The sequence below is a fragment of the Pseudoalteromonas sp. MMG024 genome, from assembly GCF_021654175.1.
Classification (GTDB): domain Bacteria; phylum Pseudomonadota; class Gammaproteobacteria; order Enterobacterales; family Alteromonadaceae; genus Pseudoalteromonas.
The window spans coordinates 122,242-143,463 of the sequence record NZ_JAKFZO010000009.1 but is presented as its reverse complement, the minus strand read 5'-3'; the positions used below and the strand labels follow the sequence as shown (position 1 = coordinate 143,463).

General features: G+C 39.8%; 24 protein-coding genes. 8 read left to right on the top strand and 16 right to left on the bottom strand.

Going from position 1 to position 21,222, the window contains the following annotated elements:
• Nucleotides 1-9: 9 nt before the first annotated feature.
• Nucleotides 10-333: a hypothetical protein gene (locus L1068_RS10590; RefSeq protein ID WP_237130229.1), complete on the top strand. Its 324-nt coding sequence runs from the start codon at nt 10-12 to the stop codon at nt 331-333.
• A 66-nt stretch (nt 334-399) separates the two neighbouring features.
• Here L1068_RS10590 and L1068_RS10585 read toward each other — a convergent pair whose 3' ends face one another.
• On the bottom strand, nt 400-1,506 hold the full coding sequence (locus L1068_RS10585) for an FAD-dependent oxidoreductase (RefSeq protein WP_237130228.1): 1,107 nt from the start codon (nt 1,504-1,506) through the stop codon (nt 400-402).
• 101 nt (nt 1,507-1,607) lie between these two features.
• Between L1068_RS10585 and L1068_RS10580 the strand changes: the two genes are divergently transcribed.
• Nucleotides 1,608-2,507: a LysR substrate-binding domain-containing protein gene (locus tag L1068_RS10580; RefSeq protein ID WP_237130227.1), complete on the top strand. Its 900-nt coding sequence runs from the start codon at nt 1,608-1,610 to the stop codon at nt 2,505-2,507.
• 243 nt (nt 2,508-2,750) lie between these two features.
• Here L1068_RS10580 and L1068_RS10575 read toward each other — a convergent pair whose 3' ends face one another.
• The 5 genes from L1068_RS10575 to L1068_RS10555 all read right to left on the bottom strand — a co-directional run bounded on the left by L1068_RS10575 (nt 2,751) and on the right by L1068_RS10555 (nt 6,889).
• Nucleotides 2,751-3,215, bottom strand: coding sequence for an Sbal_3080 family lipoprotein (locus tag L1068_RS10575; RefSeq protein WP_010558467.1), 465 nt, complete (start codon nt 3,213-3,215; stop codon nt 2,751-2,753).
• Nucleotides 3,216-3,573: 358 nt separating this feature from the next.
• Nucleotides 3,574-5,046 carry a diguanylate cyclase gene (locus tag L1068_RS10570; RefSeq protein WP_054977996.1) on the bottom strand — a complete coding sequence of 491 codons (1,473 nt, stop codon included), beginning with the start codon at nt 5,044-5,046 and terminating at the stop codon, nt 3,574-3,576.
• Between the two features lie 172 nt (nt 5,047-5,218).
• Nucleotides 5,219-5,437 (bottom strand): DUF6500 family protein, encoded by a 219-nt coding sequence (locus L1068_RS10565; protein ID WP_010558465.1) that lies wholly within the window; start codon nt 5,435-5,437, stop codon nt 5,219-5,221.
• 62 nt (nt 5,438-5,499) lie between these two features.
• Complete coding sequence (locus L1068_RS10560) at nt 5,500-6,525, bottom strand: nucleotidyltransferase family protein (protein WP_237130226.1); 1,026 nt, start codon at nt 6,523-6,525, stop codon at nt 5,500-5,502.
• Nucleotides 6,473-6,889: a GFA family protein gene (locus L1068_RS10555; protein ID WP_237130225.1), complete on the bottom strand. Its 417-nt coding sequence runs from the start codon at nt 6,887-6,889 to the stop codon at nt 6,473-6,475. The genes L1068_RS10560 and L1068_RS10555 overlap by 53 nt, the downstream gene beginning before the upstream one ends.
• Before the next feature lie 139 nt (nt 6,890-7,028).
• Between L1068_RS10555 and L1068_RS10550 the strand changes: the two genes are divergently transcribed.
• The 4 genes from L1068_RS10550 (at nt 7,029) to L1068_RS10535 (ending at nt 10,683) form a co-directional block, all read left to right on the top strand.
• Nucleotides 7,029-8,258: an alpha/beta hydrolase-fold protein gene (locus L1068_RS10550; RefSeq protein WP_237130224.1), complete on the top strand. Its 1,230-nt coding sequence runs from the start codon at nt 7,029-7,031 to the stop codon at nt 8,256-8,258.
• A gap of 238 nt (nt 8,259-8,496) precedes the next feature.
• Nucleotides 8,497-8,904 carry a hypothetical protein gene (locus L1068_RS10545; protein ID WP_237130223.1) on the top strand — a complete coding sequence of 136 codons (408 nt, stop codon included), beginning with the start codon at nt 8,497-8,499 and terminating at the stop codon, nt 8,902-8,904.
• 127 nt (nt 8,905-9,031) lie between these two features.
• Nucleotides 9,032-9,409, top strand: a complete 378-nt coding sequence (locus L1068_RS10540) for a BlaI/MecI/CopY family transcriptional regulator (protein ID WP_237130222.1) — start codon at nt 9,032-9,034, stop codon at nt 9,407-9,409.
• Nucleotides 9,406-10,683, top strand: a complete 1,278-nt coding sequence (locus L1068_RS10535) for a M56 family metallopeptidase (protein ID WP_237130221.1) — start codon at nt 9,406-9,408, stop codon at nt 10,681-10,683. The genes L1068_RS10540 and L1068_RS10535 overlap by 4 nt, the downstream gene beginning before the upstream one ends.
• A gap of 137 nt (nt 10,684-10,820) precedes the next feature.
• Here L1068_RS10535 and L1068_RS10530 read toward each other — a convergent pair whose 3' ends face one another.
• The 6 genes from L1068_RS10530 to L1068_RS10505 form a co-directional block, all read right to left on the bottom strand.
• On the bottom strand, nt 10,821-12,119 hold the full coding sequence (locus tag L1068_RS10530) for an MFS transporter (RefSeq protein ID WP_237130220.1): 1,299 nt from the start codon (nt 12,117-12,119) through the stop codon (nt 10,821-10,823).
• A gap of 203 nt (nt 12,120-12,322) precedes the next feature.
• Entirely contained in the window at nt 12,323-12,724 is a 402-nt protein-coding gene (locus L1068_RS10525; protein ID WP_237130219.1) for a GFA family protein, read from the bottom strand.
• Between the two features lie 43 nt (nt 12,725-12,767).
• Nucleotides 12,768-13,184 (bottom strand): VOC family protein, encoded by a 417-nt coding sequence (locus L1068_RS10520; protein WP_237130218.1) that lies wholly within the window; start codon nt 13,182-13,184, stop codon nt 12,768-12,770.
• A gap of 117 nt (nt 13,185-13,301) precedes the next feature.
• On the bottom strand, nt 13,302-14,111 hold the full coding sequence (locus L1068_RS10515) for an arylamine N-acetyltransferase (protein WP_237130217.1): 810 nt from the start codon (nt 14,109-14,111) through the stop codon (nt 13,302-13,304).
• A 10-nt stretch (nt 14,112-14,121) separates the two neighbouring features.
• Complete coding sequence (locus L1068_RS10510) at nt 14,122-14,625, bottom strand: NAD(P)H-dependent oxidoreductase (protein WP_237130216.1); 504 nt, start codon at nt 14,623-14,625, stop codon at nt 14,122-14,124.
• A 112-nt stretch (nt 14,626-14,737) separates the two neighbouring features.
• Nucleotides 14,738-15,724 carry an AraC family transcriptional regulator gene (locus L1068_RS10505; protein WP_237130215.1) on the bottom strand — a complete coding sequence of 329 codons (987 nt, stop codon included), beginning with the start codon at nt 15,722-15,724 and terminating at the stop codon, nt 14,738-14,740.
• A gap of 100 nt (nt 15,725-15,824) precedes the next feature.
• Between L1068_RS10505 and L1068_RS10500 the strand changes: the two genes are divergently transcribed.
• Nucleotides 15,825-16,253 (top strand): SRPBCC family protein, encoded by a 429-nt coding sequence (locus L1068_RS10500; protein WP_237130214.1) that lies wholly within the window; start codon nt 15,825-15,827, stop codon nt 16,251-16,253.
• On the top strand, nt 16,240-17,049 hold the full coding sequence (locus tag L1068_RS10495) for a sterol desaturase family protein (RefSeq protein ID WP_237130213.1): 810 nt from the start codon (nt 16,240-16,242) through the stop codon (nt 17,047-17,049). The genes L1068_RS10500 and L1068_RS10495 overlap by 14 nt, the downstream gene beginning before the upstream one ends.
• Here the strand turns inward: L1068_RS10495 and L1068_RS10490 are convergent.
• From L1068_RS10490 to L1068_RS10475, 4 genes are all read right to left on the bottom strand, one after another.
• Nucleotides 17,046-17,768, bottom strand: a complete 723-nt coding sequence (locus tag L1068_RS10490) for a transporter substrate-binding domain-containing protein (RefSeq protein WP_237130212.1) — start codon at nt 17,766-17,768, stop codon at nt 17,046-17,048. The genes L1068_RS10495 and L1068_RS10490 overlap by 4 nt on opposite strands.
• Nucleotides 17,769-17,971: 203 nt before the next feature.
• Nucleotides 17,972-19,321, bottom strand: a complete 1,350-nt coding sequence (locus L1068_RS10485) for a 3-deoxy-7-phosphoheptulonate synthase class II (RefSeq protein ID WP_200911100.1) — start codon at nt 19,319-19,321, stop codon at nt 17,972-17,974.
• Between the two features lie 76 nt (nt 19,322-19,397).
• A complete protein-coding gene (locus L1068_RS10480) occupies nt 19,398-20,177 on the bottom strand; it encodes an ATP-binding cassette domain-containing protein (protein ID WP_237130211.1) in 780 nt (259 codons plus the stop codon).
• Nucleotides 20,177-21,160, bottom strand: coding sequence for an iron ABC transporter permease (locus L1068_RS10475; protein ID WP_237130210.1), 984 nt, complete (start codon nt 21,158-21,160; stop codon nt 20,177-20,179). Before L1068_RS10475 ends, L1068_RS10480 begins: the two co-directional genes overlap by 1 nt.
• Nucleotides 21,161-21,222 lie beyond the last annotated feature (62 nt).

Sequence of the window (21,222 nt, the reverse complement as noted above, 5' to 3'; positions counted from 1 at the left end):
TTGCAACCCATGAAAAAAATCGCTACTTACACCGACACACAAAGAAAAGAAGTGCTTTACTTTGCAATTAACCAAAGCAATGTGGCAAAACCTTTTGTGCTTGGCGGCTATACTAACGACCCCAACTTGCCTCCGATTGCACAAACCGGAGGCGCCAGCTCATTTGGTTTAAGTGAATTAGACAGTGCTGTTGGCCCAGGTGGACTAAGCTGGCGCGATTTTTTAAGTAAAATAGGATGCAGTTGGGGCATACCTATTATTGAAAAAGCGAAACAGGAACAGAGCACACACTATGCTTTGGAAACCTTTATTAAACGAGCTTTAATACCTTGATATCTTTATTAATACGCTACAAAGTATACCTAAGCACTTAAAAACCTTACTTTTTAAAAACCTCAATCAAAGCCCTTGCATCCAAAATTGACTTAACTGCGTAGCTGAAATATTTGAGGGTGATTGCGGCTCTCTTTGCTCAACAAATATTTTTTGAGCAACTTGCCTACCAACGGTTTGAGCAGCTGAAGTTTTAGTGAATCGTTGTTGGTAAAAGCGTGTAAGGGCATCATTCAAATCAACTTCTGGGTTCAAAAGTTGAATAAGATGCCATGCATCTTCTAGCGCCTGACATGCGCCTTGCCCTGAAGTGGGTAAAGGTGCGTGAGCGGCATCGCCTATAATCACAACGTTATCACGATGCCAATATGGTAGTGGCTCAATATCATGAACAAAAATACGGTTTAACGTTGTTTTATCCGTTGCGTTTAGCACACTTCGAACCGGCTTTGCCCAATTTTTAAAACGGGCATTAACCTCTTGTTGCCAATCAGCCAAGGTCCGCTCTTTAGCTATTTTTGTATTCCATGCCGCAGCCCAATAACACCAACCTCGTTTAACGGGCACAATGCCGAACCGTTCTGCGTTATCACGAAAATCACAAATCGTATTAGATACAGAATCTTCGCTTAGCTTGCTAACACCAATAATATTTATAAAACCATGGTAACTGGGCGTTACATTTTCTGGGTATAAAAACTGGCGTACCGCCGAGTTCATACGTCCATCAGCACCTACTACCAAATCAAATGTTTGTTTAAGGCTAACGATATCTTGCGCTTTAATGGAACAACTCAAGCGAATAGTACCGCCTAAATCAGTGAATGCTTTTACCAAAATCTTCATAAGATCGCGGCGTAATATGGTTACACTTGGAAAGCCACACAACAGGTTCACTTCTTCAATATCAAATTCACCTTGTTGTACCCCATAATGATTAAAGTGACGCATATAAGCGGGTTTTCCCCCAGCACGCGTTACTTCGCTTTCTAGTCCTAGCTGCTGCAATACAAACATGGCATTTGGCCACAAAGTTACCCCTGCACCAATTGAGCACACTGAACTAGCGCGCTCATATACCGTGACCTTGTAACCTCGTTTTGTGGCAAGTATCGCCAGTGCTAATCCCGCCACGCCTGCACCAACAATCGCAATTCGATTAATGTTATTCATTTTTCTATCTCTATGGTTAAATCGGAAACGATAATTACAAAATCAATAAATAGGATAAACATGCTAATATTGACTTATTAATCCCATTATTTGAGTTAATAGTGATAGAAAAAATAGAGCTGCAATGGTTACTTAGCTTTCAAGCTGTTTATGAACAACTCAGTTTTAAGTTAGCGGCAGAACAACTGGAAATACCGACTTCGAATGTCAGTCGGCATGTCGCGTTATTGGAGCAAAACCTCGGGCTACGATTGCTGGAGCGCACAACGCGAAAAATGATTTCAACTGCCGCTGGAAAACAGCTTTATCAGTCGATCATACCGCTTACCTGTGCGATAAATGATGCGTTGGAAGAGGTTTCTCAATTTGGCGATTCATTATCTGGGCACCTAAAGGTCGTTATGCCAGATCTTCCCTTTCTAGCTGAGATTATTGCGGATTTCTGTTTCGAGCATACGCAAATTAATCTAAGCTGTGATACCCATTTAAACCCGAAAGAAGGCTTGTTAGATGGCTATGATTTGGTGTTACGCTTTGGCCGTGGCGCGTTGGAGGATTCCAGCTGGGTAGCTAAAGAAATTATTCGCTGGCCTAGTTGTGTGGTGGCGTCTCCCCGTTTGCTTGAGCATACCGCATTACCAAAGTCATTAAACGATATGAACAAAGTGCCGTGCATCACGTCGCTATCTGTACTGCAAGGTATGCCTTGGCGATTTAAAGGCGAGCAAACCATTCAGGTGCAATCAGATTACAAGGTCAATAGTGGCCATATGGCAAAAGCGGCTGCATTAAAAGGACTTGGCTTTGCGATATTACCGATGCATGCGTGCCAAACAGAAATTGATAACGGTAGTCTTATCAAAATAGCGCTAAACTACGAGCCTGAAGATCTTGTTTTATATGCACTATACTCGGGAAGAAAGTACCCACTTGCAAAAGTAAAAGCATTTTTGGATCACCTAATCTCAGGGCTAAAAGAGCTCAATTTGACCACGAGTTAGTGGCCATAAATAGTGTATTGGTTTAGCTAAAATAGCTGATGCAATAAAGACCAGTAAAAATAAAAAAGCACTGAATTATCAGCGCTTTTTAAGAGCATCTTGTTATATTTTTCCCACTTAAACTATGGGAAGCGTACATTTATTTAACCTAAAGCAGTTACATGGCGGGCGCAATAAACAAAAGCTGTAGCCTAGTTTTTTATGTACAACACAGACGATGCGTTATTGTATTTGTTTTTATAATTACGCTTTACAAATTAGCTTTTCAGCTTGTTTTGTATCGATTTTCTTAAACAGTAAATCCATTGATAGCGAAATACGTTCAGCAGCGTTACCGAACTTACCAAAACCACCACAACCAACAGTATCTACTCTTACGTTACCGATACGATTGTTTTTGTTGTATAAACTAATATCTGCATAACGCATGTAAGTTGTAATATCCCACGCCCAATTTGCTTGATATACAATTGCTTGGTCATACTCAAGTACATAATTTGGCGTTTCTACAACTTCAAATTGGTACCCTTGTTTTGTTAACCAACCAGTAATTGAGTCACGCACGCCATCACGTGTACGTGTGTCGTCAATTACCGTAACGGTTTTATTGGTTTCAAGTGAAGCTTGCTGTGAGTTTTGAACTACCGTCATACAACCAGAAAGTAGTAACGTAGAAGTAATAGCGACTGCTGATGCTAACTTTTTCATGAATTCAAAATCCTTTGAAATATTGAGGGGGTGTTTATGCGCTTTTTGAATTTTCGCGGGATTAAGTGAGTATTTACTACAAAGCGATGCTAAGTCAGTTTTGTATAAACCTTAGTTTAACCACTACAAAAACTACCAAGAAAGCCGTAAAGACCCTAAAGATTGTTTTTAAAAACACTTTATCAAGATAAAGTAACGGCATGATTTATATCATATTTAACATTACTTATCCCAATAAATTATTAATTTTATCGCAACAAATGTTAAATCAATTATTAAACGTTAAACAAACTAAAAATATAAGTGATAAGAGGCGAAAAAACTAAATGACTAGGTAGGCTTTTAGTAAGCGCACTTATCAGCAATATTGCACTTGATTACGACCTTGGTTTTTTGCGAGATAGAGTGCTTTATCTGCGCGTTTAAGCATGGATTCTAGCGTTTTATCATTTTGATCAAACGTACTCACGCCAATACTTAGAGTGTATTGCACGGTAACATTATCCAATGTTACTTGCTGCTCTGAAATAGCCTGACGTATACGCTCTGCAAGTGAAGTTGCATCATCTTGCGTTGACATAGGCAAAAACACGACAAACTCCTCGCCGCCAATTCGCCCGGTAATATCAGATTCACGGGTAAAGTGCCGCAGTATATCAGCCGTGTTTTTTATCACCTCATCGCCCATCGCATGGCCGTAGTTATCGTTTATTAATTTAAATTTATCTAAATCAAGTAACAACAGCGCACATGATCCCGGATGGCGCAAATATTGGCTAAATAAATGATGGGCAGTTCTAAAAAAGCCTCTGCGATTGTATAGCTCAGTAAGCGGATCGGTCACCGCTAGCTTAAGCGCCTTTTGTTTTTGATATTCTAACTGGCATGTACGCTCTTCAACTCGTTGTTCTAGTAATCGAGTTAATTCTTCTTGCTCATCTTGCCTTTGGTTAAACACAGCTTGCACCAAAAGCACCACCGCAAAAATAAACAAAAAGAAAAACTGCAAAGTGATTTCAGCATCGCCAGCATGATGTTCATAAAAATAGCCCCACCCTTGGTTACTACCAATCCAAGCAAGACAAAACACCAGCATATTCATGCAGCTGGTTAAAGTCGATGACAATCGCATAGCGCAATACAAAAGCGGAAACAGTATTAGAGACGGCTGTAAAATAGGTAAATCGAGATGGGTATAACCAGGGCCAAAAATTAAATAACAGCATAACACTGTAATGGCGGTTATTAGCAAAGACTGCGTAACATTTTGGGTCGTCATTTTATGCGGCCAACGTCGCCATAAAAAGTAAAGCGCCGGGCTTATCGCAATTGCAGCAAGCGCGTTACTAATACTCCAATTTAATACGCCAAAGAAGAAACCGTCGAACCACTCAAGCCCAAGCACATAATAAATGCCCACACCAAAAATAGCCGAAACCATGCCCATTGCGGCACAGGCAAAAATAAACGTGCCAGCGACATTTTCGACTCTTTTTAATGGATTATGTAACACAATTTGCTTGTACATAATATTAAATGCACACAGTGCCGCTAGGGTATTTCCTGTTGATGTAGCTAGGTTTATAGCAAAGTGATTAAATGTGAATGGGTTTAAATTATATAGATGAAAATAATAGATAATTGCTAGAAACGATCCCAATGCAACACCTAACCATGCCTTACGGCCAAATAAAGTGACCGCAGCAAGCGCAACTCCCGCAGGTGGCCACGTAGAGAGAGTATGCAGTGCTTGCATCGTAAAAATAGCAAACAGTAAGTATATGCAGCAGGTAATTAAATTAAATTGCCAAGGCTTTAATACTATTTTCATATTCTTGTTATCTAGCTCAAGTGGGCTGAACTAAATGCATCTCCCCTTGGACAACATAGAGCGTGTTGACCTTTACGATCTAAGTTCTATTCAAATGTTTAAAATCCATAATGAGTGTTACGCTTGCGGGTTTCCAAAATACGTGTTTTAGCCTTACAGAATAGCTTTGTGCTTATTGCTCAGCTAGTACCATATTCTTAATTTTTGTCGCTTTTTCAAAATGATCAAGTTTATGTGTTTCAATCCACCACGTAGCGGCTTCCATTAAACGTTCAGGATCGTCATTTTTATTGGCAAAAAACGCGTAAAATGACACGCCTACGTTATCGCCTTTCGCGGCAATTTTTTTATCGCATACTGAAATTATTTTTTGCCTAAGTTCCGCTCTCATTAATACTTCTTCCTATTTATGGTTTAAAAACCAAGTTAAGCTGCATAAGCTGTAAACCCCGTTTACAGCTCTAATGTTAATTTAGGCCATTTTTCTTGCCACTTTTTGTTATTAAGTCGTGTTAAAAAAATAGCTTTTTCACGTTTTGAATTATACCGCAGGGTTAAATTAAATAACGACTCAAAGCCAAACCCCGAGATAAAGGTAAGCTGATTAGCATGGTTTAATTTCACCGCAACGGCGGTTTCTTTTTCAGGCCAGTGACGCATCGCATCCACCAAACAACAATAAGGGTTATCGTGATTTTTTACATGCATTAACGCCTGATTTTTTACTTGCCAATTTACGTTTGGCATTAACTTAACTAAGCTTGCTTGATGATGTTTTGCAATATTGTGATCTGTCTCGTCTTGGTCAAAATAAATAACATCAACGTCATTTAAATCGCTTAATTTAGATTTCCCATGAAGTTTGTCCCACACCAAGTTACGTAAAAAACCAGCCGCAATATACGCACTTGGTATATTAAGTTGGCGCAGTGCATTAAGTGCTGACATCCGAAGTGGATCGTCTAACACATCGCGTTCAAGCAAGTACTGGTAACTATGATCACGAGGCCTTCGCATCAAATATTCAGCACAGTCTTCACCTACAACTTGAAAACTCAACTTCAAATACAACCCATATGCTGGATTTTGTTTGATTACACTCAGCGCCACATCGAGCTGCTGCACTTTGGCGTTTTCAATCATTAACGCCATAACTTGGCTACCAAGCTGCTTATTTTGAAAATCAGGGTGAATTTGTAATTGATAAATGTAATAACACCCAGTTTCATGCTGATTAGCAAATTTGACCATACCAACAATGTTGCCATCAAAAACTATTAAGTGCGTTGCATCAAATTGATAATTAACACGCGCTAAATGATCTTGCTCCGAACACGGCATACCTGCCTCAAACAAATAGTTGTGCATGGTTATTTTTCGCAGCGATACTAAATAATCAACATCGCTTTGTGTTGCTTTTTGTAGGCTAATCATTTGAATTTGCAGTGCCGTAAGCGTGTGGGTGCTGTAACCCATCATCGCAAATCTCATCCCACGGCGCTTTAGAATTAACCCAAATATGATGGCGTACTTTAAACTGCTCAGCACCGCGTGTGATTAGCCCTGCCGGAATAAACTTTCGTTCGCTGTCGTTATCGCCCGGTAATTTAGAACCACACACTGTGCAAAACCACGTTTGCCAGTCGCTGTTTGGTTTTTTCCACGTTGAGATATGTTCTGCTCCGCTTTGCCATTTAAAATCGGCATTGGCAACCACTAGCACACCAATGCCATTTGTGCCTGTCGCCTTGCGGCAAATCGAACAGTGACACATGTAAATGTCTTTTACATCACGGGTTATTTCAAACTGCACCGCATTACAATTACACGCCCCTTTAATCATCGCAACGACCTCAATCTGTGTTTTATCTTAATTATTTTCACTTTAAAGTAATTTAGGTAATGATCCTAGGGTCTGTTAATTTATCAAATTCAGCAGACCCAAAGCATACGGATAGAAACAACATAAAACAGGAACCAAGATGAAGCGCTTTTTTCAGCTATTTTTAATATGCGTCGTATTTTTCACGGCGACCATTGAGGCACAAGCTCAACGTATTACTACCGCGTCTAGCACGCTAAATGAAGACAGAACAATTCAAGTATTACTGCCTGAAAGCTACGCGGCAAACACCAATGCGACTTACCCCGTAATTTACTTGCTTGATGGCGACTACAATTTTAACGCAGTATCTGGCATGTTAGATATGCTCGCAGATAAAGGCGAACTCATTCCAAATGTGATTTTAGTGGCAATTGCTGATAAAGGCACTCAGTCATACCGTAGCTATATGACACCTAGCTTTAACGAGCAAAAAACGCCCGATAATGCGACAAAATTTGCCACCTATTTAGCCAAAGAAGTAAAACCTTATATTAGTGAGCACTACCGCACAGCAAATAATCATATTTTGGTGGGTCAGTCGATTGGCGGGCTGTTTGTACTCAATACGTTAATTGAAAAGCCCAATAGCTTTAATCATTATATTGCGATTAGCCCGTCTGTTTGGGTTGGCGATAACGCCATCGTTAAAAAAGCCAACGACCAATTAAAGCAACAAATCGATACGCAGATTTCGCTTCACTTAGCCCTTGGCGATGAAACCCGTATGGGACAATATGATTTCATTAATTATTTGGACTTAAATCCTAGCGCTAATCTAACGTGGCAATTTACCCATTATCCAGATGAAAATCATAACTCTGTAGGTTTAATTGCGTTACGAAATAGTTTAAAAACGATTTTCAAAGATTGGCACATCAATGAGCGCGAACTTGCAACAAAAACGCCACAGTCAATCATCGAGCATTACGCTGCTTTACAAGACTCGTGGCAGCTAAAACAAGCAATGCCCAATAGTGCCGCGCAAAGTTTAATGCGCTATCACTACCGCAATAAATTAGTTGATAACGTGCCTGAGTTTATCGCATCAGCAATTAATACTTTGCCACAATCAAGCCAAGTTTTAGTCGCGAAGCAAGCAAGTTATGCTGGCCATTTTGATTCGCCAAAGGCTGCGTTAAGTATTCTAAAAGAAAGTGAAAGCCAGCATGGTAAATCGATTAGCTATTTAAAAGCAATTGCCGGCGTTTACGAACAACTCGGCGATAGCAAAAATGCTCAGCAATATTACAAAAAGGCCCTCACGCTTGCGAAAAATCAAAACGCACAGCAATGGCAACTTAATATTTTGGCTGCAAAAATTAACTAGCCAGGCCTTTTGCTTAAAGGTTTATTAACTGTTTAAACTTGATAGATAGAATAGCTTCGTCACATTCCGCATATTTAGATTGGAAAAGTGACAACCTTATTAAGCACCAAACATCACCACAATAAAAAGCGCCAAATTGGCGCTTTTACTTTCACTTTTATTGGTGCCCAGTCAATAACTAGATTTCACGTTAATTTGAATTACACTCATAGAATGAAACTTAGCCAACTCCAATAAAATGGCATTAGAACACGGAACTTTCTCACTTACATTATTACCCAACAATATCATCGTGGCCGATGCAAAAGGGCCTTGGAATATTGAAGCTGTTGATCATTACCATAACGACGTAGCTGCAATAGTAAATGGATTTGCCGGCAACCCATGGCATCATATTGCGATTCTTCGTTGTGAAACGGTATTTATTCCACAAGTTGTCGCGCGACTTGAACAACATTTTTTGTGGCGCAAACAAAATAATGTACAGTCAGACAACACCATACTTGCCGAAAGCTTTAGCAAAAACATCTCTAAGCAACAAATAACACAAATCTTCGAAAAACTTGAAATGACGCACTTTTTTGCGAGCGATTTAGATACTGCACTACAGCAAATAGCACAGCTAAAAGCTATAACGAAAAAATAAAGTAATTAATAGTCAATTCACTAATTAAATAAACAAGCCAATCCATACATTCAATTAAAAAATCACTTGCTATATCTACACATGTAGAGATAAAGTATATCTACATTTGTAGATATAGAGAAATCTGATGGCACTTTCTAATTTTGAACTAGAAGTGATGCAACTTTTTTGGCACCACAAAGAGGCCAGTGCACCTGAAATTCATAAGCAAATCGCAAATACACGCGACGTAAAGTACAGCACCGTTAAAACGATCATCGATCGACTAGAAAAAAAGGGCAGTTTAAAGCGCAGCAAAACCCAAGGACGTACTATTTTTTACGCACCTACGACAGAAAAACAAAGCGTTAGCGTGCCGCTGATTAAAGACTTTATAAACAAAGTGTTTCTCGGTAAAAGCCGACCATTAGCGGCGCATATTTTAGAGCAGGAATCACTTTCAATGGACGATCTTGAATACTTAGAGTCGGTGCTTAAAGAACGTAAAAAGGACTTACAAAAATGATGTTTTACCTGCTGATAAACATAGGCATTTCGGTGCTTGTGCTGGGCTTATTAGCATTTGGTAATGGGTCAAATAAAGCAAACTATCGCTTATCGGTATTTGCGCTTGTTACTTGGTGTATTCCCTACCCGATGCTCGCTAAATTGCTACCAGCAGATGTATTAGTGAATCCAATTATTCTGTCGCAAACATTCAGCACAATAACCACGCAGCAAACGCCTCTTAACACTCATTTTATTGATTATCAGCAACTAAGTTTAATGCTATTGCTTAGCAGTTTGTTGTTGGGTGGCATGATATTTAGCATACGCTTGATGCGACAGTTAAAAACACATGCGCGCATTGTTAATAGTGCATCGTTTAGCTATTGCGACACCTTATCTAAACAACATGCAGTGCCCGTTTACCGCGCTGAAAGCGTGCCAAGTGGCATGCTTATGGGAGTGTTTAACAGTAAAATAGTGCTATCAAAAACCATCACGCAAGCCAACCAAATCGCGCTTATTGTTAACCACGAAAAAACACACAAAGTACGTAACGATAACTTACGTTTGCTGATTTTAACCTTAGTGGAGAGTTTGTTGTGGTGGAATCCACTGGTTAAAAAGCTGAGCAAACAAACACGCTTTTATATTGAAGCCCTGTGTGATGAACAATGCGCACAACATTATGGTTATAAAGCATATCAGGCTGATTTTGCCGAGTTAATTTTACACCAACACCAAAGCCAGCAGCTCACTTTAAACTGCACTGCAACCTCAACTAAAAACAATAACATTCAACGATTAAAACGTCTCAAGGAACAAAGAGAAATGACTTTGAAAAACAAACTTACCTATACCATGTCAGTTACAGCAGCACTATTGTTGATAACATGGCACACACTTGCCCTAGCTGCACCAAACAGCGCGAACACCAAAAGCGAGCAAGGTGCTTTTGTAAATTTTGAAATTAACGTGACCGAACGCACGAGTGATCAAGCGATAAATACACACACTTCAAAAATGACAATGTGGGTACATTTTAACGAAAAAGCGGCATTTAACATTAGCGACAAATTTCATTTTAACTTTATGGTATCTGAAAATAATGACGTTGCTGAAGTAGAAATGGCCATTTTAGAAGTAAGTGACGCGGGCGAAGAAATTGCAGCGCAACCAAAGCTCATTGTTGCGTTTGACCAAGAAGCAAAAATTGAAATTGATAATTACCAAGTAAGTAACCACGCGTATTCTATTGCGTTTACACCAAGCCGAGGGCAAAAACCGGAATAAAACAGCTAGGTCTATTTATCAACTTAGAGCAAAGATAAATAGGCCTGTTGAATCTTTGTGAAAAGTAAAACTAGCTTCGCTATTACGCCAATACCAACTTAAATCCAGCAAGTAACGTAGCTTAAAGTCTCATATAATCAGTCTTTCTTAGATACATTTTTCAAACTAAAGCTCAGCGCAAATGCAATACCACTAAAAAGCGCAAATGCTAGCATCACCGCAAAAATTGAAAACTGCGCTAATGCCCCGCTTAATAGACCAATTAGTAACAGCACCACACCAATTAAACTATTACTGACCGATACATAGTCAGTTCGTTTATTACCACCCGCCATATCGACTAAATATGTTTTTCGTGCTTGGCGCACACCTTCATGCACCACAAGTAGTACAAAAAACAATGCAAGGAAAGGGTAAATACTGTCAACTTCAAACCAAATAAACATCGCACTAAGCAAACAAATAATAGTATTTAAACTTGCCGTAAATGCCATCAGCCCTTTACTATTTTTGTCTGCTAATTTACCCCAGATTCGCCCACTAATAAGGCTTGCGATACCACCAAGTACAATTAAACTGGCTAGCGAAACATAAGAAGAACTGGCTTGCTGCTCTGCCATTAAAACCAAGTAAGGAGCCGCTAAACCAGAGCTTATCATCAGGCTTCGTACCCACACAAAACGTGCAAAACCAATATCTTGCTTAAGTAGTTTTAAGTTATTTTTTGCAACATCGAGCGCACTTTTGTCGTCGCTCTTATCGCCATCATATTCTTTAATAAGCGCACAACTAAATGCACTTAATAAAAAGCATACAGCGGCCAGCGCAAGTAAAATAATCGATCCATCTTGTTCGCTTGAGCGCAGATATAACGCACCACCAAACACAATTGTAATTGCACCCGCTATGCTGGCGGCGGTACCACTTAATTTGCCACGTTTACTTTTATCAATGGTTTTACCCATCACATCTTTATTTGCGATAGAGGAAATAGCGCGTGCCAAACTAAATAGGATGGTTAAAACAACGATGGCGCTACCAGCCACTATGCCACTCAAACTTATTGCCGCACACAGCAAAGCAAGTACCGCAATAGCCTGTAATACCGCGCCATAAACAAGATACTGCTTGCGTGTTGCTTGGCGGCGAATATGCGCACCCAATACAATTTGTGGCAACATCGCGCCCGATTCACGTATTGGCACAAGCAGTGAAGTTAGAAAGATTGGCGCACCTGTGGTTGCCATTAACCAAGGCAACACCACTTTAGCACTGGCGAGTGAATCGGCGATTTTGCTTAATACCAGCGACACAACAAACAACAGGTAGTTACCGTTTTGCGCCTGACAAGCGTTATCGTCGAGTTCGTTACACTTAGACGAATTGCTGCCGATGCGATTATGGAAACGCTCTACCCATTTTGAAAAATGTGTCATAAATCCTTAGAAATTCCGTTTTAATTAAGCTTATTACTACGAAAATATATACTATTTAGATCAGATACTTAACCTTTAGGCTAGTTATTAAGCAAAGCAACTGATGCAATTAATTAAAGCGGCAATCGCAAAACCTTTGCAAACACATTAACTAATTCTGTCGCTAAAAGTAGTTTATAACGGCAAGTTCAAGTTACGTAATATTATTTAGGCAAGCCGTTAAAACACGGTATGTGCGCAATATCATTAAACCAAGCCGCACGGCTTTTAACAAAAATTTGCGCACTTGGAGACATGGGCACATCAGTATCTAAACTGCCTGCAGGGACCACAACACCATTTAATTCAGGATCGAGTGTTGGCAATGGTGAACCGCAATAGGTGCAAAAACTCTTAACATGTCGAGTATTTAAATGTTGATAACGTTTTACCTGTGCCTGTCCTTGCAGCCAGTCTATCTGCGCGTTAAATGCAAATAAATTGGCACCATGAGCGGTACCAGTTCCCTTTTTACAGCGCGCACAGTGGCACAAATAAAATGCATTAAAACTACCGGTTACCGCATACTTAACTGCGCCACATAAACATGAACCTTGATGCTGCATACGCGTTTCTCCTACCCGCTCTCTTTTAGACTGACGATCAGCGTTATCTATTTGCCATTGGGTGATCAGCGTTTAATTGTAGTAAATCCCAACGATTTCCGTACAAGTCCTCAAATACGGCAACGGTGCCATAGGGCTGCTGTTGTGGCTCACGAATAAACGACACGCCTACCGATTTCATGTGCTCATAATCGCGCCAAAAATCATCGGTATTCAAAAATAGAAAAACGCGCCCACCCGCTTGATTACCAATAAACGCATGCTGCTCAGGTTTTGATGCCTTTGCTAATAACAGTGCCGTACCGGTAGAGTTTGGTGGTGCCACAACAACCCAGCGTTTATCTTGTTCTGCCTGATAAGTGTCTTCTATCAATTCAAACTTAAGCTTATTTACATAAAAATCAATTGCTTCATCATAGTCTTTTACGACCAGCGCAATATTTACAATATTCTGTTTCATCACTTTTCACTTTTACGGTTTTAGCTCAGATTATTTAGTTTAACGACAAAGCGCCAGCCAGTTAACCTAAAACAACAAAAGCGGCTAAAAAGCCGCTTTTGTTTGCTAGATGTCTTATCACCTTTCTCGATTAATAAACTCAAACAAGGTCTGCGTTTGTGCAAATGTTAGCTCCACTAAACATTGCTCTGTCAGTAGCGAATGTAATTGGTTTGCCGAGGCAATGGTAAATACCTCTTGCTGGTTATGTGCATCGTCAAAAAAGGTAACTTGGTTATTCCTAATTAAAATGCGCTCGTTATCCATTATTCGTGATACCACTAGATTATTCACAAATGCCGCATTTTCATGTTGCGAGCTATAAAAATGGCCAATATTGCAATCCATCTCGGTGAATTCACTTAAATCGAAACGATAAAGTGTGATCGGTTCCTCATTATTGGGCGCTAACGCCAAGCGATACGCTTGCTCGCCAGTTTGTTCAAGGCTATACCTCCCATTTGACGCATCAATCGATGTACTTTTTAATGGCACAATAAAGCGCGGGTTAAGCACGCCAAAGCCCACATCTACAATGTATTGTTTCCCCTGATACTCTAATAAAGTAACACGGTGCAAGCGGCCATTTTGCTCATTACCATCAAGTAAAACCCGTGTTATAAGTGGCCTAACCGTAAATCCAAGCGCTTTTAAGGCAAGGTAAAATACCTTGTTGTGTTCAAAACAATATCCGCCTCGTCGACTTGTAACTACACGGTCAAACAATGCTTCAGGTTCAAGTGATAAGTTTTCTTTTAAAATCACATTGGCGCTATTAAAAGGGAATATCGCTATATGCGCTTTATAAAGCGCCGATATAAGCGCTAGTCCTTGCAGTTGTGGTGCCACATTGAGCTGATTTAAATAATCTTGTACGTATTGTTCCATCAGTGTACTCCTATTTATTTAGTGCCATGTTAAATTGCGCTAATACGGTGTTATCTAGCGAAAAATCGTCACGACAACTAACATGTAATTTCGCTGTGTACTGAATATCAAAATAATTAAACACTTTTGCGAAAAAGCCATCAAAAATAGGGCATAGCTCATCACTTGCCGATGTGGCCAAAACAAAGGCCTTTTTATTAGCAAACGCACGGGCTTTTGGTTTAAGTGTTGGTACGTCTGTAAGCTCAGTGATCCGATCAATCAATTGTTTAATCGGGGCGGTGGGTGCATGCCAATACACAGGCGATGCAAAAATTAATTTATCAGCCGCTAAAATTCGTTCGACCAAGGCATAAAAGTCGTCTTCAGGGTATTCATTTTGATAGTTGTATGGCGAAATCTGTAACGAGTCGATGTCGATCACATCCAATTGATGGTGTTTCGCGACTTGCTCAATTAGTTTTGCTGTATTGCCTTGTTTATTTGCGCTTGAAAATAACACTAACTTTTTCATCAGTTTAAAGTCCTTTTGCCAAAATTGTGCAGGTACTTTAAAAGCTCAAGTCGGGTTGAGGTAAAGCGTTTTTTTAAACTTTTTTATTTATCAAAAGCGAAAAAATCATAAATTATTTTTTCAATAGTAACTTTTGATAGCGCAGCGGTGTTGTCGAAAACCACTTTCTAAACGCATGCGTAAACGAAGATTGTTCTTGAAAGCCAAGCTCGTAGGCGGTTTCAGCAATTGTGTGCTGAGTTAGTAAAAAATCGATTCGCGATTTTCGCTCATCTGTTAATAATTCAATAAAGTTAGTATTTTTCTGTTTTAGTTTGCGCTGCAAAGTTCTTGGACTCATAAACAAAGCTGCTGCGATCCTATTTTGATCGCAGTGTTTTAAGCTGCTTTTTGCTTTTAGTAGCAATATCACCTGCTCTTTTATATTTTCATTGGGTTGGCGTGCTTGTAGCTCTTTTTCAGATACCTGTATTAAGGCCTGAAACATTGCTTTGTTTTCACTTGTAAAGGGGATTGACAGTAACGCTTTAGAAAAAACGATACTGTTTTTAAGTGCGTTTGTTGTCACATTACAATTAAACCAATTACGCAATGTAAGCCGCTCATTTTGGCTTAAATTAAAGGTAAACGTAATTTCATCAGGTTGGTAGTGTTCACCAAGAATCTTGCGCACAGTGGCAACCCAAGCAGTGGTGTTTCTTAGCACCATTTGCTTACAATCGTCACTTTTAACGTGCCAGTCTAGCTGAACTTGTTGATCTAAATGACTCACTTTAGTTTCGCCAATATCTGCAACTAACGAATCAAAACGAATAAGTGCCTCTATCGCTTGTTCTAAATTTTCACAGCTTTCAACCAAATAGCCAAGTACACCATAATCTTTGGCTTGAATGCGTTTACCTAGTTCAAAACCGAATAAGCTTTGCTCACTTAAAAGCGCGCCGCAATTGAGCAAATCAACATAACGCTCCATTGTTACTTGGTGCGCGCTATCGCTATTACTCAGCGCAATGTTTGCGTTATGCGCTGGTGGATCTATGCCTAAATCATGTAAGTAGTGTAAAACGCTTTGCAAATACGCAATTGAAACCGATGCCATAATATTGTCGTAAAATAACAAAAACTATGACGTATTAGCGCAAGATAAACAGCTAAAGTCAAATTATGCTGCTAACAGGTGTTCATTAGCGTCATTTTTTATGATTTCTGTTCAATATCAAAAAACAATACAGGCCACGCCAGATCAAATTTTTACTAAGTTGATCGATCACGAAAACCTTAATCAGTTTTTCAATGCGTCGTTCAAGATTGTAAAGCCACAAGATGATAACGAGCCAATAGGTGGAAAAGGCTGCGTAAGGCAAATAAGCCTGTTGGGTATTACGTTTTTAGAAGAAATTATCCATGCCAGTGAACGTGAGATCCGTTATCGCGTATTAAATAACTTTCCTGTGAAAGATCATTTGGGCGTTATTACCTTGCTACCACATGGCGAGCACACAACCATAACTTACACCATACAATGCAATTCACCTTGGTATTTACCTAGTGTTTTATTGCGCCGCATTTTGGCCAACGACATTCGCAATTGTCTTGATAAATTAGGAGCATTTTATGATCCCAGTTGAACTTATTTTATTGGGGTTGAGCCCCGTTTTTATTATTTGTGTCGCGTTGGAGTTTAAGAAAGCGCGACAACACTACAATATAAAAGACAGCATTAATAACACCTTGCTGGCGCTGTTACACCAAGCTTCAGATGCAGTGATATTGCTGTTGTTAATGCCAATATTTTTATGGCTACACCAGTATGCTCTATTCGACATTAAACTTACCTTCACATCCTTGTTATTTGGTTTTATTTTACAGGACTTTTTGTACTACTGGTTTCATCGTGCATCCCACAACATTCATTGGTTTTGGCTGGCTCATGTAGTGCATCACAGTTCAACGCATATGAATTTTACTACGGCATTTAGACAAAGCATTTTATATCCGATTGTTGGCATGTGGCTATTCTGGTTGCCGATGATTTTAATCGGCTTTTCACCGAGTTTAGTGTTCGCGATTGTAGCAATTAATCTGGCATATCAGTTTTTTGTTCATACTCAAGTGATAGGTAATTTAGGCTGGTTTGAAAAGGTATTTAACACACCAACCCATCATCGTATTCACCACGCCACTAACAGGCCGTACATCGATAAAAATTACGCTGGTGTATTAATTATTTGGGATAAACTATTTGGCACATTTGCACCAGAAGATAAGGCAATTACCATTAAATATGGCATTGTTGGTGAATTACCAAAAGACAACCCTCTGAGCGCGAACTTTAAGCAATTAGGTGTTTTAAGCAGGCAGTTAAAGCAAGCTAAAACCCTGCGAGCAAAACTTAGCGTGTTATTTGGGTATCCTAGTCACTAGTTAAGGTTAGTCGAATAAAGGCGGGTGTATTTTGATACAATACGCGCTATCACACCACGCTCTGTAAGCGCATCAATAGCAGCATTAAGTTTTGGTAACAAATGCTGCTTTTGTTTATTGAGGCGTAATCTTAGTAGCCCTTCAGTATGTAGCTTTTGGAAATCGAGATTTACATCGTAACGTTTACCCCAATAACTCGCCGTTAAATCGCCAATAAGAATGCGCGAAACACGCGCTTTTTTAAGTGCTAACACCAATTCCCTTTCTGATTTGAAATCAATGCGATTAAACAAGCTATCATCGTAGTAATAGTAACCGAGTACGGTGCCGATGTTGTCGTGATTTAGGTGCGCAGTTTTATCCGTATCTTTTAAACCAACAAAATATTCTTTTACGGTAAACAAGGGCTTTGATAACACAAATTCAGGGCCGACCTTTTGGTTTGGAAACCATTCAGCACACACAGTATCAAAGTCGAGTTTGCCTTCTAATAATGCTTGGTTGGTTCGCTTGGGCGGTAAATTAAGCTGTACGCCTTCGATTTTTGCTTCAGCTAAAATAAGCGGAATAAGCTCGCCAAGAATGCCTGGCGTTGCTTTATCGGGCATGTAGTAAGGCACCCAGTTGTTAGAACCAGACATGTTGTAACGCAAGCTGTTTTGCTCCGCAAACGCTGAAAACGTAAGCAAACTCAATGTAAGCAGTAAAATCCGTATCAAAATGCCTCCAATCTCCTTACCATCGATAACTCAAAACAACAAAAGCGATAAATATTAACAACCTACCGTTAAGCTTAGCGTAAATAAGCCTAACTGCGTAAATAAAATTAAACGATAATGAATATAAAATCGATCCATTTAGCCATAAAAAAAGGCCCATATTTAGGCCTTTAATGTATTTCTATGGTGATAAAAAACACCGCTTATTTGCGAGCGTCTTTTAATAAATCAGCCACTAAGAAACCAAGCTCAAGTACCTGATCGGCGTTTAGACGCGGATCACACTGAGTGCGATAACGCTGTGCTAAGTCTTCTTCACATAAACCATATGCACCACCGGTACATTCCGTTACGTGCTGGCCTGTCATTTCTAGGTGAATACCACCTGGGTATGAACCTTCAGCTTTATGAACCGCAAAGAACTGGCTGATTTCACGCATAATATTATCAAAGCTACGCGTTTTATAACCATTGCTGGCTTTTTCAGTATTGCCGTGCATTGGATCTGAGCTCCAAATCACCTTGCGGCCTTCTTGTTGTACTTTACGTACCAACGCAGGTAGTTTTTCAGGTAATACGTCCGCACCCATGCGCGTAATAAGCGTTAGGCGACCAGGGATGTTATCTGGGTTTACTGCATCAATTAAACGAATAAGATCGTCAGGATCCATGCCAGGGCCCACTTTCACACCGATTGGGTTTTTAATGCCACGGAAGAACTCAATATGAGCGTGATCTAACTGACGTGTGCGCTCACCAATCCATACGAAGTGCGCAGAACAGTCGTACCAATCACCCGATAAGTGATCGCGACGTGTTAATGCTTCTTCATAACCAAGCAGTAGCGCTTCGTGCGATGTAAACAATTCAGTTTCGCGAATATTTGCAGAGTTACCTGATGTAATACCGCACACTTCCATAAACTGCAGTGCATCTTGAATGCGATCTGCAAGCTCTTGGTATTTGTTTTTAAGTGGGTTTGCCGCAACAAAGCTCATGTTCCAACGATTTACCTGGTGTAAATCTGCTAAGCCACCTTGAGCAAATGCACGTAATAAGTTTAATGTTGCCGCGCTGTGATGATACGCCTGCATTAAACGCTGCGGATCAGGGATACGTGCATCTTCTGTAAATTCAAAACTATTAACGATATCACCGCGATAAGACGGTAGGCTAACGCCATCAATCGTTTCAAGATCAGCTGAACGCGGTTTAGCGTATTGACCAGCCATGCGTGCAATTTTTACTACAGGGCATTTACCGCCGTAAGTTAAAACAACCGCCATTTGCATAAGGGTTTTAAACGTATCGCGAATGCTCGCTGCGTTAAACTCTGAAAAGCTCTCTGCGCAGTCACCACCTTGTAGTAAGAAAGCTTTACCTTCACACACATTTTCAAGGTACTTAAATAAACTACGAGTTTCTTCTGCAAACACCAGTGGTGGTGCTGAATTTAACTGTGCTTCTACGTTTGATAATTGTTCAGCATCTCTGTAATTTGGCTGTTGTTGAATAGGGAGATCTCTCCAGCTATTCGGGCTCCAAGGTTTCACTACATTTTTCCTCATTCCAATATAACCTCAGTTCCGAATTTACAGGGCTAAAATTAAATTTCAAGTGATAATTTGTTTAGTTCCATGATATTTGGTAATAAGCATTATTTTCATAACTTATTTGCGATGAATTAAGGCCAAAACAGTCAATAAGATTCGAAATTTTAATATCACGACCTGCTTTAAACTCGCCTATTAGCGAACCTTTTTTCATTAATAAACAAGGATTTTGCGATTTTAAGGCGAAATTAACCTCATGATGAGAAGATAAAACACAAATTCGACTGCTAATATGTTCTAAATAATCAATTAACCATAAAGTATGTTTAATATCCAACCCGGTGAAAGGCTCATCCAACAATAATAAGTTGGCCTGAGGCTTTAATTTTTCATCGCAGCCAAGCAAGGTAGCTGTGAGATAACAGCGCTGTCGTTCACCGCCGGATAAAAACTGCAATGGTTTTTCAAGTAAACCGGCCACTTCTAAGCCTCGTACTACCGCATTGTTTTCAAGTAGTACTTTTAAACTATCAATCTCGCTATCAAAACAAATTGCCAGCATTTCATAACCGGTAATTGAAAAATGTGCTTGGTTTTGCTGAGTTAAGTACGCCCGTTTTTGCGCTAATTGTTGCAGCGACAACGATGAATAAACGCTTCCAGAAATAGTAATCGCATCATAAACCTCGCTATAGAGGCCCGCAATACAATCAAGTAAGGTTGATTTTCCCGCCCCATTTGCACCTAATAAGTGATAAAAACCAGGGCTTAACGACAACTCAGATACCTGAACCGTAAAGCCATTAAACGGGTTTAACAATAAATCACTTATTTTTAAACTGATAGACGCTGTCATTACATATGGTTCCTGTGTGCAAAGTGTTTAAACAGCACCCAAATAAACAAAGGACCACCAAGTGTTGCACTAACAAGCGCTAAAGGTAAGTTAGTACTCATTAATGAACGAGATAAAAACTCGATAAACACCATAGTCGTAGCGCCAACGAAACACAGTTTAGTGATTAAATGCTTGTTATCATTTCCGAAAATCATACGGCACGCATGAGGAACCAACAAGCCTAAAAACGCCACAATTCCGCCTAGCGATACCGCAATCGCCGTTAATAAAGCAGCAACCGACAAGCACTCTAAACGCAAGCGTTTTACGTCGATACCATGCAATTGTGCGTTTCTATCACCGAGATAGACAAAATTAAGTGCGCGACTACGACGCTTTAATAAAGAAACAATTACACCGGTTGCTGCAAGTGTTACCAGTGCGCTGGTCATGGTGACATGTTCAAAGCTACCGAGCATCCATATACTAAAAATACGTAACTGGTCGTTATCTGAATAAAAAATAAACCAACTAGAAATCGCTGATGTAATTGTGGTGATACAAATACCTGCCAAGATAATTGCGAGACTGGCATAATTTCCGAGCTTTTTCGCGATCAAAAAGATCACGCTTATTGCCAATGCTGCACCGCATAAGGCAAATAAAAACATGTAGAACACACTAAAATCAAAGGCACTTGATATCAGCCCCGCCGCACCTAAGATAACAGCAAGCGATGCGATACCTGAAATGCCAAGTAAACTGGGTTCAGCAAGCGGGTTAGCTAACAGTAGCTGGAACAAATGCCCGGCAATCGCCAAACAGGTCCCTACCGTTATGGCAGTAATAATTTTTGCTAAACGTAAATCAAATAAAATCACTTTATCGATTTCGCTTAGCTGCCAGGGCAGAATGGTTTTACCGCCATTGAGCCCAATAAAAAGGCTCAATAAAATAGCAATAAACCCAACACCGTACGTAAAAATAGCGTGTTTGCGCATGAAACAATTTAACTGATTGGTAATACTGCGTTTATATCAGAAAATGGCGCATAAAGCTTGTG

Bases quoted from the DNA above. Each gene is read 5' to 3' on its own strand.
- L1068_RS10570 (WP_054977996.1), bottom strand. From the start codon at position 5,046: ATGAAAATAGTATTAAAGCCTTGGCAATTTAATTTAATTACCTGCTGC.
- L1068_RS10525 (WP_237130219.1), bottom strand. From the start codon at position 12,724: ATGCAGCATCAAGGTTCATGTTTATGTGGCGCAGTTAAGTATGCGGTA.
- L1068_RS10565 (WP_010558465.1), bottom strand. From the start codon at position 5,437: ATGAGAGCGGAACTTAGGCAAAAAATAATTTCAGTATGCGATAAAAAA.
- L1068_RS10555 (WP_237130225.1), bottom strand. From the start codon at position 6,889: ATGATTAAAGGGGCGTGTAATTGTAATGCGGTGCAGTTTGAAATAACC.
- L1068_RS10510 (WP_237130216.1), bottom strand. From the start codon at position 14,625: ATGAAAAAGTTAGTGTTATTTTCAAGCGCAAATAAACAAGGCAATACA.
- L1068_RS10530 (WP_237130220.1), bottom strand. From the start codon at position 12,119: ATGACACATTTTTCAAAATGGGTAGAGCGTTTCCATAATCGCATCGGC.
- L1068_RS10500 (WP_237130214.1), top strand. From the start codon at position 15,825: ATGATTTCTGTTCAATATCAAAAAACAATACAGGCCACGCCAGATCAA.
- L1068_RS10520 (WP_237130218.1), bottom strand. From the start codon at position 13,184: ATGAAACAGAATATTGTAAATATTGCGCTGGTCGTAAAAGACTATGAT.
- L1068_RS10515 (WP_237130217.1), bottom strand. From the start codon at position 14,111: ATGGAACAATACGTACAAGATTATTTAAATCAGCTCAATGTGGCACCA.
- L1068_RS10505 (WP_237130215.1), bottom strand. From the start codon at position 15,724: ATGGCATCGGTTTCAATTGCGTATTTGCAAAGCGTTTTACACTACTTA.
- L1068_RS10475 (WP_237130210.1), bottom strand. From the start codon at position 21,160: ATGCGCAAACACGCTATTTTTACGTACGGTGTTGGGTTTATTGCTATT.
- L1068_RS10560 (WP_237130226.1), bottom strand. From the start codon at position 6,525: ATGATGGGTTACAGCACCCACACGCTTACGGCACTGCAAATTCAAATG.
- L1068_RS10550 (WP_237130224.1), top strand. From the start codon at position 7,029: ATGAAGCGCTTTTTTCAGCTATTTTTAATATGCGTCGTATTTTTCACG.
- L1068_RS10535 (WP_237130221.1), top strand. From the start codon at position 9,406: ATGATGTTTTACCTGCTGATAAACATAGGCATTTCGGTGCTTGTGCTG.
- L1068_RS10495 (WP_237130213.1), top strand. From the start codon at position 16,240: ATGATCCCAGTTGAACTTATTTTATTGGGGTTGAGCCCCGTTTTTATT.
- L1068_RS10585 (WP_237130228.1), bottom strand. From the start codon at position 1,506: ATGAATAACATTAATCGAATTGCGATTGTTGGTGCAGGCGTGGCGGGA.
- L1068_RS10545 (WP_237130223.1), top strand. From the start codon at position 8,497: ATGGCATTAGAACACGGAACTTTCTCACTTACATTATTACCCAACAAT.
- L1068_RS10575 (WP_010558467.1), bottom strand. From the start codon at position 3,215: ATGAAAAAGTTAGCATCAGCAGTCGCTATTACTTCTACGTTACTACTT.
- L1068_RS10590 (WP_237130229.1), top strand. From the start codon at position 10: ATGAAAAAAATCGCTACTTACACCGACACACAAAGAAAAGAAGTGCTT.
- L1068_RS10540 (WP_237130222.1), top strand. From the start codon at position 9,032: ATGGCACTTTCTAATTTTGAACTAGAAGTGATGCAACTTTTTTGGCAC.
- L1068_RS10480 (WP_237130211.1), bottom strand. From the start codon at position 20,177: ATGACAGCGTCTATCAGTTTAAAAATAAGTGATTTATTGTTAAACCCG.